A 14501-nucleotide genomic window follows, 5' to 3' on the forward strand; every position below is an offset into this window, starting at 1 on the left:
GCTCGCGACTACCCCCCATCAATTTGTCCTAAAACTTCAATGAAAGAGAACATGTCAATCGAAACGACTGCCGGCGGCGCCCTCATCAAGATCTATGGCGTGCCGGTCCTGGCCGGTGCCGCCGCAACCGGCCTGGCCTTCCTGTTCATGTGGCCCAAGTCGCTTAAGGAGGCCGCTATCCGCTTCGCCTGCACGCTGCTCGCGTCAGCTGTCGCCGGGCCATTCCTGGTGATCGCGGTCCACAGCTGGTGGCCGAGCTTGTTTGCGTCCGCTGGGCAAATGGCGGTCTTGAATGGCCTACGACCCGAGATAGGCGTCCTGTTTGTTTCCGCACCGATCCTCGTCCTCGCTGGTCTTCCGGCCTGGTGGATCCTGGGCGCTCTGGTCCTTTGGTTCGACCGTCGCCGAGGAAAAGACCTAGCCGAGATCGTGCAAGATGCGGCTGCGGCCGTGAAAGAGGTAAGGGGGGCTTTGTAATGACACCTGAAAAATTCATCGAGCAGTTGCTGCCGGCTGCGCAAGCCTGCCAGCGCGCCAGTGGCATCCCTGTCAGCTTCACCCTGGCACAGGCTGCGCTGGAGTCGAGCTGGGGCGCGCGAGCGCCAGGGTTTAACCTTTTCGGCGTTAAGCCTGGGCCTGTCTGGAAAGGCGCAACGGTGCTGGTCGACACGCACGAGTTCATCAACAAGGTGCGCACACCAGTCAAATGCGCCTTCCGTGCTTACGAGAACTGGCAGCACTGCATCCAGGATCACGCCGATTTCTTCCAGCAGAATCCGCGGTATCGAAAGTGCTTCCTGGAGAAGTCCGGCGAGGGCTGGGCGCGCGCTGCTGCCGTTGCCGGCTACGCGACGGACCCGGCCTACGCGGACAAGCTGATCGCGATCATGCGAGGCCGCAACCTGGCGCGTTTCGACATATTGCCTTCGCAGGTGCCGGCATGATGGCGGCGCTTGGGCGTCTGCAGGGCATCGTGCTGCCTTTGTGGTTCAAGTGGTTTGCTATCGCCGGCCTGTGCGCCGCCGTGTACGGCGTTGGGCGCCTGCAGGAAGCGCGGCGTGGTGCCGACGCCATGTCCGACTACCTGGCGGCACAGGCTGCCCGTACCGTGGCGGTTGGGCGTGCGCAAACAAAGGTGGTGGTGCAGACCGAAATCAAGTACCGCGACCGCATCCAGAAAATCTACCTGAAGGGAGAAGTAATTGAGAAACAAGTGCCTGTCTATGTCACTGCAGCTGATAACGCTGAGTGCCGCATTAATGCTGGCTTCGTGCGGGCACATGACGCCGCCTGGGCAGGTGAGCCTGCCGGACCTGCCGCCAGCTCTGACCGCGACCCCGCCGGAGTTTCGCTTGCTGAAGTCGCAGAAACCGACGCTTTCAACGCAACAGCATGCCTCGCCTGGCGCGCAAAAGCGATCGGCCTCCAAGAGTTCTACGGAGAGCAGCGAGTCATAACCAAATGACTCGGCAATCTCCCGCTTAGGCGCGCCGGTCGGCGAGGGAGTGTTTCCCGAACTGGCGCCGTTGCGTGGGGAACCCAAGCACACGTTCAATAATCGTGCGGTCGATTCCACAGTTGGCTAGGTATCGCAAGGCTTCGTGTCTGCCAGAGATATGGAGTAGGGCGATACCGCATTGGACCTTCTCCGCTGTGGTTTCATCGCGTCGACGAGAGTCGTTTACTGTTTCAGCCATATTCCACCTCAAGCATGTTTTTGCTGTTTGGATGGCTTTATTTTAGTTCTCGGAAAGTAGTTTGTGTAGACGTCTGCACAAACTCTTCGGTAGCTGCGCGTAGACGGCTGCATGGCGCCAAGAGTGCGCCCATGCAGGCGCCTGTTCTGGGGGGGCGGAAGCCGGAAGTTCGGAAACGTGAGCTGCTATAGTGGAAAGACTTTGAAGCGCGGTGGAAAGTGAAAGAAATCGTTAGTATTTTGAAGGGTTTTTGCTGATACGCTCCTGGCATTCGCGAATCAATTGAAAGTGCCCCGCATGCCAATCTATCTTGAGATGATAGTCGAACTTTTGATCGTTCTGTTGGCACCAAACTGCGCCGTTGCCATGGTACTCAAACGAAAGGGCGACGCTGCGGCAATCAGGCGGTCTATTCAGATGTACTAGCTCAAACTTGAACTGACATCTAGTGTCAGTTGGGGGGAAGCTGCTTCCTAAAGCAGACGGTGACTGCGCCCCGAAACTATACGGCGGCAATAAACGCGCAGTTCCGATCACCTCGGCCGTTAGAACAATGCGCTGACCGCCAACAATTTTTTTCCACTGGCCTCTACAGTTGAGGAGTCGTCCCGAATATAGGCACGCTCCCCTAAAAAAGACACGCCCTTTTGCGGCGGTATTCTAAATCGAATGACTGAAAGTCCTTTATAAGTTACGGTATCAATCTGGGACGATACTTGATGTCTTAGAACCTCAGAGAGGTCTGACTGTGTAACCATCGCGCTCAAGCGTTTCACGTAGGTTTCCAATGTGATTCCCAAGATCGGCAATTCACGATCTATGCCGACAACAAACCGATTTCCGATCTTAATCGCTTCAATTCCATCCAGTGTTTTCACACGCTTGGCATCAGCTTCCTTATCTGCTACACCCAAGAATAAGAAACCGCTACTATCCGGTCCAACATTTGCAATCGCACAGATTGTCTGAAGCAACGTCAATTCGAACGCCTTGTCTGCCTTGCGATCTGCGCTCAAATTAACCAATCCCTGTTTGCACTCGTAACGCCCCGTTTCAATTTTCGAACGTCGCATTGCGTTTTCGAAGTCAAGTGCCAATCCCGCGCCGTGTCTAAGCATTGGGGGATCTTTTTTAACAAAATACCGCTGGATTAGTCCTTTTGTTTTATCAATATTTTTTACTCGGTCTTCCGTCTTTGAGTATTTTGCTGTGCTGATCATAGCCTTTTGCAGACCGCCGATTGATTGCAAGATCTTTTCTGCCTCGCAAGGAGTTTTTTCTTCGACGATGACAAGGTCATGAAACGCCATGAACAAAGCAAAAAAGGACGCCTTTATCGGATTGTTTGAACCTGGGTTAATAGCCGTGCGTAACGCATTCACTGCGTCGCTGTACGTTTCCACGGTTTCTCTCAGCACTGACAAGGTAACCTTAACCTCTTCGTACAGTCGGTCCGAACCATACGCCGTGAGCTTCAGCCCTATGTCCAAATGCTCGGGAGAGTTGTCGTCATATATGGCGTCGAGAAGTTCCCTGCTCCGCGCTATGGGCTGGCCCTCTAGCAGCGAGGCGCAAATGTCCGCGAGAATCTCTTCATCTTCACTTTCTCGCAATTGTTTAGTCCAAAGAATCCCTTGTTTGCACCAGAATATATCTTCGGCTTTCAAGGTATACCCCAGTCCGCGACGGGCCGTGTCAATACTGATATCTGGCATCTCACTAAGTGGGAGAAGTTCCCTAGATGCATCGCCGCGAACTTCGGAAGCGAGCCGTCGAATCAACGATGAGAATTCGTTGATTTTCCCTGCTTGACGTCGATCTTGCCAACTCAACTGTTGCCCGCCAGAGTTTATACGCGCAAAAACTTCAGTAACTTGAGCTTCGCTTACGGTAGGGAACGTGGTCACCGCAAGCTGATAATCCAAATAATTAGCACATAATGCTGGTGTCAAAAAACTGCTGAACTCTACTCGATTGAATTTCCCCGCCTCAGCTGCCTGTCGCGCACGCGCAAATTGATCAACATCAAAGAACTTATCGGCTACACTAAACTCGTTCTCAATAAACGCGACAATAGCATTCAAACGCTGCATGCCGTCGATGATTTCGTAGAATACTCCGTTCGGTGACTGAACCTCTGCAAGTAAAACCAGAGGAATAGGATAGTCGCTTAATATGCTATCAATCAGCTTTTGTTTTTCCTCAAGAGTCCATACCAGTTTTCGTTGATATTTCCGGTTAACGACCAACTTATCTTCTCGATATAGTCGATAAGCTTCTTGAATACTCATGCCACGAGGAGCAATACTCATTGTTTATATTCTTTCAATTTTGTCCGTGGAACTGCCGCTTCACTTGAGAAATGTCGCAATAATTGGTACAGCAGCATCGAAAGCTACTCGTGGCGCACACCGAAAGTCCGATCCTGGCTGATTTCGGTCAAATGGCGACTCTACCTCATCTGAAAGGCAGTGTCAGATCAAGTTTGAGCCACTACAATTCAGATTTGCACGTCCCTGGTGTTCGTATTCACTTGCTTTGCATTTGCCCATGAAACCCTGCAAGTTCACAATCATGGTGGAGCCGCATTCATGTTGGTTGTTGCGCTGAGTATCGTAGGAGTTTTTTCTTCCCTTACCTTACATGTTTGTGATTCGATAGGACGCTGACTTTTCGGCTTATCGGAGCGAATGTTTGGTTGCCGGGCAGTGCGATGTTGGGGAAGTCGCCAATAAGCTGGCGATCATTTGTACTAACTCAGACTTGACCTGGCACGGGCTGAAAGATGAGTTAGAGTTCTTCAGGGCCGCATCCAACAGCAGACAGTTGCAAGAGAACGTGCTGACTGAAGGCAAGCTTGCTTCTCAGCGCGAGAAGTTACCGCGCAATGTTAAAAATAGCTTCTGATTCTGCTTCTGAATGTGAATTCTGGCACAGCGCGCTACCCAAATTGGGTGTAGGTTCAGTGCAAAGACTACCGACTTATGTCTGGTATAGAAGGAGCCCTACCTCCACATGCCAAACTTTTAAAATCCCGTTGGGATTCTTGAGACTTTGCCCACCTTCGGGTTTAGCCCGCATTCGCGGGCCTCTTTCTGATTGGACTTGGGGTTCTCGGCCAAATCCGTTTGCGCGGAACCATACTGTACGTCGCAAGCTGTAATTCCCGTTCACTGGATCCTTTACGAACAATTGGCGCAGCGTAGTCCTTCCAGGTTTCGGGCTTCAAAATCAAATCATCGGATATCTGATTGATCGCCATCATCTCGCGAGTCTGCATCCTCCGGAGGGCGGCAGAAGTCTAGTGCAAAAATCGAATAAGGTTTGCTCTGCGATAACACCTATCATTCCATGGTTCGGCGGCAAATCGTACGCCGCATAAGCGAACCGATTGGTCCTAGACCTCGCAGGCATCTTCAGAAAAAAGGCCCGTCAAAAACGGGCTTGTCGCCAAACCAACTGAGCGAGGAACGAAAACTACGGCGACCAAAGAGCAAGAGGTACATCAAGGTTCCATCAAATCCTTTATTGCTCGTTGCAAGTGTTGCAGCGGATCGTCTGACTTTCCAATCAACAAATTGGCATTCCCCCGATTCGACGGACACTTCACTTAGGCGCATTTAAGTGTTTGGGCTTCGAATTGTACCGGGCTAACGTAGCCCAGTGTTGAGTGTCTGCGTTTCGGGTTGTAGAACCTTTCAATGTAATCGAATACGTCGGCGCGCAAGGCGTCGCGAGTCCGGTAGTGCTTCCTGTTTAGCCGTTCTGTTTTCAGTGTCGAGAAAAAGCTCTCCATCGCGGCATTGTCCCAACAATTTCCCCTTCGGCTCATGCTGCATACGATGCAGTGGGTTTCGAGCAGGTTCTGAAAATCTTCGCTCGTATATTGGGATCCCTGGTCACTGTGATGCAGCACTTCCTTCGGACGACCACGTCGAAACACCGCCATCAACAGCGCATCCATAACCAACTGGGACGTCATTGTGGGCTGCATCGACCAGCCGACGACGCGCCGCGAATACAGATCGAGGACGACAGCTACAAAGAGCCAGCCTTCACCAGTCCATACATACGTGAAGTCTGCGGCCCACTTCTGGTCGGGCGCTGTAGCTTCAAATTGGCGATCCAGCAGGTTCGGCGCGATGGTGTGAACTTCGCCAAGGACTTGGCCTGGGTTCCGGCGCCGGCGCTTGCGGCCTATAATCCCTGCCTTCTGCATAAGCCTGGCAACTCGGTTCTCGCTGCACGTTTCGCCTTGGTCCCAAAGGTCTCTTACAACGCGTGGCGAACCGTAAGTGCTGTCGCTTGCTTCGTGGCTGATACGAATTGAGCGCAGTAGCCGTTGGTTTTCTACTTCACGTTTACTCGGCGCCCGTTCAAGCCAATCGTAGAATCCACTAGCTGAAACGCCGAGCAGGCGGCACATGGTTCGGGTTGGCCAAACTGCCCGATGGCGGGCGATAAAGGCATACTTCACTTGGGCTCGGCAGCGAAGTATCCGAGCGCTTTTTTTAATATGTCTCGCTCCGTCTTTACCTTAGCCAGCTCGCGACGCATGCGTTCATATTCATCCAACGACACCTTCTCGGTGCTACCAGGCTTGGCATCGCTGATGCCTTCGGCATCACGGCACCACCGTCCAAGCAAATTCGGGCCAATACCAAGGTCTCGAGCAATGCCGGACCTGGTGGCCCCGGGCTGCTTCGCCAGTTTGACCGCTTCTCGTTTAAACTCTTCTGTGAAAATCCTGCGTTCCCGCTTCATACAAAACCTCCGTAGGTGGCATCATACCTTTCGGAAGTGTCCGTCTAAACGGGGGAATGCCAAATGTCGAATTTCCATGAAAAACCCTTGGACAAACTTTTCACTGCGACGGCCTCGCGGCTTGGCCTGCCATCGTCTTCGTATTTCTAGCTCGTACATGGTCCAGATCATGATAAGTTGCCAGCCACATGGCAAAGCACCTATTCAACAATGCTAGAGAAAGATACGAAAGCAAGCGCCGCATCGCTTGCTTATAAAGCTGATAGGCTTGCTCTCGCTCGGTGCCGCTCGTCTTGAGCAACCGGGTTGCATGGATCTCCACCTTGAAACGCAGGTGTCGAAGTTGTTCGTCCTGAATTTCAACTCGACGGATGCATTCTTTAACTTTGTTACTGCTAAGCAAAGTGCTGTTCATGTTGACCCCATCCGGCATGTATCTCAGCTTCAGAGTACGCCGACTTACGCCGTGTAGCAAACAGAAAGTCACACCGTTAGTACACCTGTTGTATCGACACCTAGCACTTGGAAGGGGACGTTAAGGCGAAGGTCGCCGGTACCTTTCCGGGCGAATCCGTGGCATCAAACGCACACTCTCCCAACAAACGAAGCCATGCCACTGCCCAATGTGAGGCGGACCGCCGATCTTCGAGAGGCGCGGTGTAAAGACGGTCAAGAGCAACGCTTGCGCGGTAGCGAGCGTACGCCTGGACAGGGCGGTGACCGTCGAAATAGATAGGCATCGTTTCAGTCTAGCCAACAAGCATTTACAGAGCTTGATTTTGATCAAAGACCTGCAACTATCGAAGGTGCTTTCTTCTGTCCGCTAGGGTGCTCGTGCCTGAGGCTTCAATGCGGATTCTTGACAGTGGCCGACTAAATACTGCTTCTGCAAGTATGATGCTGACGCAGTAAAAAGAAGCGGCGCGCAAACCAGCTTTAGTTCCAAAGGCAGCTCGAGTAAGCAATGCAATGGAAATTCTCTCAGCCGTTCGAAAGTCTGTGCGCCGCGTCATTCAAACGACACTACTCCTGGTCGCCTCCATACGTCGCACCTTTGGTAAAAAATACAAGCATGCAATCTGCAATTAAGGGGCATACTCCGTAAAGGAGGAATGTCATGAGCGCTGACCGCCCGAACCATAACATGACTCACTTGGCCGAGGCAGCAATCGCCATCGCTGTCAGGCAGTCGCGACTTGCCGCAGTCAGGTTTCTATTCGACCGGGGCTGTGCTCCTGAAATGATCGCCAACGTCCTGGCGACATGTACGACAGCACAATGCCCAGCGGCCAAACATTCGCTCCGCTAATCTGACTCGACATCATCGCAAGGTTGCTTGAGATCCAACGGTTGGATGTCAGCCGTCGCTAATCTGGGCGAGTGGCTTTGAGAGTGATCTTCGTCAATGAAAATTGACGCAAGGTAGCGTTGGCCACAATGAGTTGCGGAAACCGTTTCCGCAACTCGCGCATGAAGCGCCACGTTTAGCGCACAGGAAGCAGTACCGTCGCATAGACTAGAAACGCAAATAGCCTTACAGATGTAAGGCTCCTCTGAACTTTCTGGCGGAAGCGGTGAGATTCGAACTCACGAACGGGATTAACCGTCGGCAGTTTTCAAGACTGCTGCCTTCAACCACTCGGCCACGCTTCCAGAGGGCTGGATTATACATTCCCGGAGCGGGTCACGCCAAGAATCGTGCCGTTCGTCGCAAATTGCCGCATTTGCCTACCGGTCGCGGGTAAAGTCGCCGCACTACTAAAACTCTTGGGGGACTGAATGAAATTGCACAACGTCGCTTTTGCTGCCATGGCCCTGGCCACCGGTATGGCCATGGCTGATCCGATCAATGTAAGCGTGTCTCCGGCCAAGCCGCTGATTGAGCAGGGCAAGGGCCAACAACTGCTGAACATCGACTTCCTGGTCAAAAATGATAGTCAGGACAAGGTTGAATTGAGCGAGGTTGAGGTATCCGTGCTGGGCGACACCGGCAAGCTGGTGGCGCAGTATCGCGTAGGTGCCAATGGCCGCAGCGTGTTGGTGGTGCCAAACCGCTTTATTGAGCCGGGCAAGTCGGAGCTAGTTTTCAATCCCCTGTTCGCGTTCCCTCAGGAGCTGGATTTATCCCGCCTGCGCTACACCTTCAAGTTCGACGTGGGCGATGACACCAAATACGCGGTTGAAGTCCCGGTGGCGCCAACCGCCTACAAACCGAAAGCGCAACTGCAGCTACCGGTCTCCGGGCCCGTGCTGGTGCACGACGGCCATGATTTCTACGGCCACCATCGCCGCCTGCCTTTGCTTGATCCGATGGCGCAGGCACTGAAATGGCAGCGCAACTTCATGCGCTACAGTTATGACTTCGTCGCTACCGACGATCAGGGCCGCATGTTCAAGGGCGACGGCTCCCGTAATGAAGATTGGTATGGCTGGGGCAAACCTATCCTGGCTCCGGCTGGTGGCAAAGTGATTCGCGCCGTTGCCACCATCCCGGATAATTCCAAGGGTAAGGGGCCATCGTTTGGCAAGGAACAGTTCATCGCCGACCCGAGCATCATGTGGGGCAACCACGTGGAAATCGACCATGGCAACGGTGAAATCAGCCTGCTGGCCCACATGAAGCAGGGCAGTGTGGCGGTCAAGGTGGGCGATACCGTGAAGGCGGGCCAGAAGGTCGGTGAAATGGGCTTTTCCGGCGACGCCTTCCTGGTGCACCTGCATTATGACCTGAAGAATGCGCCGGGTTTTGACGCCGACGCACTGCCATCTCCATTCAATAATTTCGAGCGCCTTACCGGCAAGAGCTGGATCAAGGTCAAAGAAGGGCAGGTCGATAGCGGCGACGTGGTGCGCCGCCGTCCGTAGGCACTAACGGATACGCCGTGTGGTCTCACGCACCACCAGCTCCACCGGCGGGATCGTGCCTTCCACATCCTCGCCGTTGATCAAGCCGAGCATGGACTGCACGGCAGTCTGGCCGATCACGTACAGTGGCTGGCGGATGGTGGTCAGCGGCGGGGTGGTGTAGGAGGAGCCTGGCAGGTCATCGAAGCCGACCAGCGAAACATCGTCCGGCACACGGATGCCTTTGCGGTACAGGAAGAGCCGTGCGCCGTATGCCGTCTGGTCATTGACGGCGAACACTGCTGTGAAAGGGTGGTTGCTGTCGAACAGGCGGTTCATCGCCATCAGGCCTCCGGCCTCCTGCAGGTCGCCTTCCACGACCAGGGCTGGATCAAAGACGATGTCGGCTTCTTTCAGTGCGCGCTTGTAGCCGGCCAGGCGCTCCACCGAGTCGCGGTTCTCGACCGGGCCAGCCAGGTGGGCGATGCGGCGGTGCCCCATTTCTATCAAGTGGCGTACGGCCAGCCAGGCGCCGTGCTCATTATCGAGTGCAAAGCCGATGGCGCGGTTGGTGCGCAGCACGCGGCCAAGCGATACGACCGGACGCTGGGCTGCGAAACCCAGCACTGCCGCATCGGTCATGCGGCCCGTCAGCAGGATGATGCCGTCCACTTTGCGTGCCAGCAGCAGGCGGATGCGCTCCGCTTCTTCGTCGGCGTTCCAGTGGCCGCTGACGATCACCGAGGCGTAGCCGGTGCCTTTCAGTCCATCGTCCACGCCGTGCAGGATCTCGTCGAAGAAAGGGGAAGCGATATCTTGCACCACGATCCCGATCGTCATTGTGCGCCCATGCTTCAGGCTTTGTGCCATCTGGTTGGGCGCGAAATTCAGCTCGCTGATCGCGGCTTGCACAGCTTGCCGTTTATCGTCAGCCACCTTGGCGGTGCCGTTCAATATGCGCGATACGGTGCTGGGTGAAACGCCCGCGCGGCGGGCGACGTCAGTCAGCGTGGCTGGCGAGGGGGGATTGGCGTGGTCGTTCAAGAGGTTTCTCATTCTGAAATGCTTTTCAAGTGGAGATTACCATAGAACTTGGCAGCAGCAGGCGCTCAGCGGTTCACTGTTGCACGAATGGCATGAAAATCTTTTCTGAAAGCGTTTTCATGCTGGCATAGCTGGGTTACCAAGGCGCGGTGGTCGGGCAAGTCCATCGCTGCGCGTATTGAAACCGCCGCAATATTGGCGAATTCCTGGCGTGCTGCATCGGCCATTGCTTCCAGGCCGGGCAGGGGCGGCATCGCCTTGGGGAAATCCATGCCATACAGGACGTACTGCCAGCTGGTGGGCGGGTACATTTCGACATCGGTCAGGAAATCCATGCGCTGCGGAGGGCGGCAGCGCCACATGGCGAGCTTGTCGTGCAAGCTGTCGCTCCAGGTGGCAGGGTCGCAATTGTCGACCCAGAATTGTTCGCGCCGTTGGCTCAGGCAGTAGTGCAGCTTGATGAAGTCGACGATGCGGGCATAACGCTCGCTCATGAACTGGTTGAAGTGGCGCGCCAGCGGCGCCATGTCGCCGTTGTGCGGGAACAGGGCACCCAGCATATGCACCGCCGTTTCGACCAGGCCGATGCCGGATGCTTCCAATGGTTCGAGGAAGCCGCCGGCCAGGCCGATTGCCACGCAGTTCTTGATCCAGTGCTGTTCGCGATAGCCGACTCGCATGGGGATCCTTCGCACGGCCAGGCCATCTGCGGCCGGGCCGGCGTAGGCGCGCAGCACTTGTTCGGCGCGTTCGTCGCTGGTGTGGCGGCTGGAATAAACGTAGCCGATGCCGCGTCGTTCCTGCAGGCCGATGTCCCAGGTCCATCCGGCTTCATGTGCGGTGGAGATGGTGGCGGAGGCGATTGGCGTGTCCGGCGCGGCGTGCGGAACCTGCACGGCCAGGGCAGTATCGCAGAACAGGACGTCGCTCACGCTGTGGAACGGTGCGCCGAGCGCTTCGCCGATCAGCAGCGCGCGGAAGCCGGAGCAGTCGATGTACAGGTCGGCCGTGAGCGCGCCGTGCTCACGTGTCTCGACGCTGGCAATGGCGCCGTCGATTTCGAGTCGCACGCCTTCGACGTGGTCCTGTATGTGGCGTACGCCAAGTTTGCGGGCGTGTTTGGCCAGCAGGCCGGCAAAGCGCGCCGCGTCGAAGTGGTAGGCATAGTTCATCGGGCCGTTGTAGTCGCCATCACCGGCACGTTTTGGCGCACGTTGCGCATCTACCACGCGCTTTTGCATGGTGACCGCTTCGGCGAATGGAGTATCGCCGGCCAGGCCTTGCAGCCAGTAGGGCAGCAGCTCCGGCGCGCCCGGGCGCTGGCTCGGCATCGAGAAGGGATGGAAGTAATGGTCGTCGCCATGCAGCCAGTTCTGGAAGGTGATGCCTTGCTTGAAGGAGGCGCTGGATTCGCGCACGAATTCCGCTTCCGAAATTCCGATCGCTGCAAGTGTCGCGCGCAGGGAAGGGAAGCTGCCTTCGCCGACCCCGATGGCGCCGATTTCAGGCGCTTCCACCAGGGTGATTTCCTTGCTGTCGCCGAACATCTTGGCCAGATATGCGGCACACAGCCAGCCTGCACTGCCGCCGCCAACGATGAGTATCCGTCGTGTTGGAATCGCTACCATTTTTTGTCGTCTCCTAAAAAATTTGTTGACTTTTTATTTTTTAAAAATGTACCATGAAATCGTTTTCAAGCAATAAGAAATCGTTTTCACAACAACTACCCGGAGACAACATGAAGTTTTCTGCAATCCAGATCGGGGTGCTGGCCCTGGTCGCGTCCGCCAATAGCGCTACTGCGCAGCAAGCCCCTGCAGCGCCTGCCGTAAATACCGAATCCACCGTCGTGCCGGAAGTGTTGATCACGGCGACCAAGCGCACCACGTCCCTGCAAAAGACCCCGGTGGCCGTGACCGCCCTGGATGCAGCGGCTCTTGAAGACGCACACGTGCAAACCATCCAGGACGTGACCAACCTGGTGCCAAGCTTCCAGGCCACAGGCCAGGGCGACCACGGTGTCATCACCATGACCATGCGCGGTATCGGCAACGACTCCGCCAAGACCGAATATGCCGATCCGGAAGTAGCGTTCTTCGTAGACGGCATTTATTCGCCGCGTCCGGAAGGCGCCACCGCGCTGCTGTTCGATGTGGAAGCGATTGAAGTCCTGCGCGGCCCTCAAGGCACGTTGTGGGGCCGCAACTCCACGGTTGGTGCGGTCAATATGCAGACCGTCAAGCCTAAACTGAAAGAATTCTCGGGTAGCGTTTCCGGCGGCATCGGCGATTACGCCCGCCTCGGCGCCCGTGCCGCCCTGAACGTGCCGACCGGCGACAACTCCGCCCTGCGCGTGGCTGTGATCCACGAGCAGCACGACGGCTACGTGAAGTACCAGACCTTGCCGAACATTTCGCTCGCTTCCCAGCAGGCGGCCTATCTGGCTGGTGGTGGCGATCCTGCCAAATTCCAGCCGATCAACCCTAATCAATACGTCGTCAACGGTCCGCGCTACAACGCACAGAACCAGAGCGGCGTGCGCGTGAGCTGGCTGTACCAGCCGACTGATCGCCTGAAGTGGAATATCTCCTACGAGCGCTTCCAGGACCGCGGCACCCCGAACATGAACCTGATGCAGACGCCGCGCGCCGGCCAGGACGAGTGGTCGGCCCTGATCGACACCGCGCCATTCCTGCACCGGAATGTGAATACGTTCCGCAGCCGCCTCGAATACGCGGTGAGCCCGGACCTGTCGCTGACCTATATTGCGGGCCATTCCAAGTTCTCCGGCTCGTCCACTTATGACCAGGACGGCGGTCGCGTGCTGCCAACCAGCTTCACCACCGGCGGCGACTACCAGGCCAATAACACTGTCTGGTCGAAATACAGCAGCAACAGCCATGAACTGCAACTGCAGTCGGTCGGCCAGAAGGAAGTTGACTGGCAACTGGGCGCATACTACGCAGCGGAAGACAATGGCATCCGCTTCGACATCCCGATCATGCACGGCACCCAGCAGGGCAGCGTGGCATGGCAAGGTTCCTTCATCCAGCCAAAAGAAACCGTGGATTCGCGCGCCGTGTTCGGCCAGGCCACCTGGAATGTCGGCAGCCTGCACCTGACCGGCGGCCTGCGCTACACCTCGGACAAGCGCACCAACGAAGGCGGCAATGGATATACCTGGAACTATGATGCCACCGTGCCGCAGGTTCCACTGAGCCCGAGCATCGACCCGACCAAGCCTGGCCAGGGTTACAACCCGAGCGTGCCATCCAACGATGGCCGCTACAAAGGCAGCAAGACCACCGGCCTGGCGCGTCTTAGCTACGACATCGACAAGAACCACATGCTGTATGCCAGCGTCGCCACCGGCTACAAGGCCGGCGGCCTGCAGGACGGCGGCCGTACTTACGATCCGGAGACCCTGACCAACTACGAGTTCGGCAGCAAGAGCTCCTTCCTGGGTGGCGCACTGCGCATCAACAATGCGCTGTACTACGAGAACTTCAAGGACTTCCAGTTCAGCTCTCCGGTCACCAATCCGGACGGTTCGCATACCTTCGTCACCAGCAATGTGGACGGCGCCAAGGTGTGGGGCTTCGAATCGGAAATCCAGGCCAAGCTGTCGGCGGACGACAAGCTGGCGCTGGCCCTGGCGTATACCCACACCAAGCTGGGCTTCCTGGTCGCCGGTTCCAACGACTATGCGCTGCCGTTCTGCCCGGACCTGAACTCGAACTGCCTGGACGTCACCGGCAACATCATGCCGCACGCTCCCAAGTTCTCGGCTCACCTGAACTACCAGCACACCTTCCGCCTGGCGAATGGCGACACCTTGATCCCACGCGTTTCGGCGCACTATGAGACCAAGGCCGAACTGTCGATTTTCAACCTGGGCCCGGAAGACCAGCAAGCTGCCTACACCAAGTTCGACCTCGGCCTGCGTTACCAGGGGCCGAAGCAGTTCTGGGTGGACGTTTTCGTGCGTAACGCAAGCGACAAGCGCATCAAGACCAGTGCCATGAACGGCGCAAATGTGTGGGTGGCGCAGTACCTGCCTCCACGCACCATCGGTGTTAACGCGGGCATCGACTTCTAAGCCCGTCGCAACGCGGCCTGCCTCGTCTCCCGGGGCAGGCCATCCCTAAGCTT

Annotated in this window: 11 protein-coding genes and 1 tRNA gene; 6 read left to right on the forward strand and 6 right to left on the reverse strand. The window is 56.2% G+C overall.

Going from position 1 to position 14501, the window contains the following annotated elements; genetic code table 11:
* Nucleotides 1–39: 39 nt before the first annotated feature.
* Genes ACQ4MM_RS13500 through ACQ4MM_RS13510 form a run of 3 tightly spaced genes read left to right on the forward strand, consistent with a single transcriptional unit; the run spans nucleotide 40 to nucleotide 1465 of the window.
* A complete protein-coding gene (locus tag ACQ4MM_RS13500; RefSeq protein ID WP_431477845.1) occupies nucleotides 40–477 on the forward strand; it encodes a hypothetical protein in 438 nt (145 codons plus the stop codon).
* On the forward strand, nucleotides 477–944 hold the full coding sequence (locus tag ACQ4MM_RS13505) for a glycoside hydrolase family 73 protein (RefSeq protein WP_431477846.1): 468 nt from the start codon (nucleotides 477–479) through the stop codon (nucleotides 942–944). Before ACQ4MM_RS13500 ends, ACQ4MM_RS13505 begins: the two co-directional genes overlap by 1 nt.
* The gene (locus ACQ4MM_RS13510; RefSeq protein ID WP_431477847.1) at nucleotides 941–1465 is read left to right on the forward strand and encodes a hypothetical protein; all 525 of its coding nucleotides are present in this window, start codon (nucleotides 941–943) and stop codon (nucleotides 1463–1465) included. The genes ACQ4MM_RS13505 and ACQ4MM_RS13510 overlap by 4 nt, the downstream gene beginning before the upstream one ends.
* Nucleotides 1466–2242: 777 nt before the next feature.
* On the opposite strand, the gene ACQ4MM_RS13515 is transcribed toward ACQ4MM_RS13510, so the two are convergent.
* Entirely contained in the window at nucleotides 2243–4009 is a 1767-nt protein-coding gene (locus ACQ4MM_RS13515) for a GmrSD restriction endonuclease domain-containing protein (RefSeq protein ID WP_431477848.1), read from the reverse strand.
* Between the two features lie 382 nt (nucleotides 4010–4391).
* Here ACQ4MM_RS13515 and ACQ4MM_RS13520 point away from each other — a divergent pair, with 382 nt between their 5' ends.
* Nucleotides 4392–4604: a hypothetical protein gene (locus tag ACQ4MM_RS13520; RefSeq protein ID WP_431477849.1), complete on the forward strand. Its 213-nt coding sequence runs from the start codon at nucleotides 4392–4394 to the stop codon at nucleotides 4602–4604.
* A gap of 703 nt (nucleotides 4605–5307) precedes the next feature.
* Here ACQ4MM_RS13520 and ACQ4MM_RS13525 read toward each other — a convergent pair.
* The 3 genes from ACQ4MM_RS13525 to ACQ4MM_RS13535 all read right to left on the reverse strand — a co-directional run bounded on the left by ACQ4MM_RS13525 (nucleotide 5308) and on the right by ACQ4MM_RS13535 (nucleotide 8114).
* A protein-coding gene (locus tag ACQ4MM_RS13525) for an IS3 family transposase (protein WP_431477850.1) occupies nucleotides 5308–6461 on the reverse strand; the annotation gives its coding sequence in 2 pieces (ribosomal slippage) (nucleotides 5308–6200 and nucleotides 6200–6461; 1155 coding nt in all).
* Between the two features lie 100 nt (nucleotides 6462–6561).
* Nucleotides 6562–6876 carry a hypothetical protein gene (locus ACQ4MM_RS13530; protein WP_431477851.1) on the reverse strand — a complete coding sequence of 105 codons (315 nt, stop codon included), beginning with the start codon at nucleotides 6874–6876 and terminating at the stop codon, nucleotides 6562–6564.
* A 1148-nt stretch (nucleotides 6877–8024) separates the two neighbouring features.
* Nucleotides 8025–8114, reverse strand: a tRNA-Ser gene (locus ACQ4MM_RS13535).
* Between the two features lie 126 nt (nucleotides 8115–8240).
* On the opposite strand from ACQ4MM_RS13535, the gene ACQ4MM_RS13540 reads away from it, so the two are divergent.
* Entirely contained in the window at nucleotides 8241–9326 is a 1086-nt protein-coding gene (locus tag ACQ4MM_RS13540; RefSeq protein WP_431477852.1) for a M23 family metallopeptidase, read from the forward strand.
* A 3-nt stretch (nucleotides 9327–9329) separates the two neighbouring features.
* On the opposite strand, the gene ACQ4MM_RS13545 is transcribed toward ACQ4MM_RS13540, so the two are convergent.
* Both ACQ4MM_RS13545 and ACQ4MM_RS13550 read right to left on the reverse strand, forming a co-directional pair.
* Nucleotides 9330–10361 carry a LacI family DNA-binding transcriptional regulator gene (locus ACQ4MM_RS13545; protein WP_431477853.1) on the reverse strand — a complete coding sequence of 344 codons (1032 nt, stop codon included), beginning with the start codon at nucleotides 10359–10361 and terminating at the stop codon, nucleotides 9330–9332.
* Between the two features lie 53 nt (nucleotides 10362–10414).
* The gene (locus ACQ4MM_RS13550; RefSeq protein ID WP_431477854.1) at nucleotides 10415–11977 is read right to left on the reverse strand and encodes a tryptophan halogenase family protein; all 1563 of its coding nucleotides are present in this window, start codon (nucleotides 11975–11977) and stop codon (nucleotides 10415–10417) included.
* Nucleotides 11978–12087: 110 nt separating this feature from the next.
* Between ACQ4MM_RS13550 and ACQ4MM_RS13555 the strand changes: the two genes are divergently transcribed.
* On the forward strand, nucleotides 12088–14448 hold the full coding sequence (locus ACQ4MM_RS13555) for a TonB-dependent receptor (RefSeq protein ID WP_431477855.1): 2361 nt from the start codon (nucleotides 12088–12090) through the stop codon (nucleotides 14446–14448).
* Nucleotides 14449–14501 lie beyond the last annotated feature (53 nt).

Source organism: Massilia eburnea (assembly GCF_050709955.1).
Classification (GTDB): domain Bacteria; phylum Pseudomonadota; class Gammaproteobacteria; order Burkholderiales; family Burkholderiaceae_D; genus Rugamonas; species Rugamonas eburnea_A.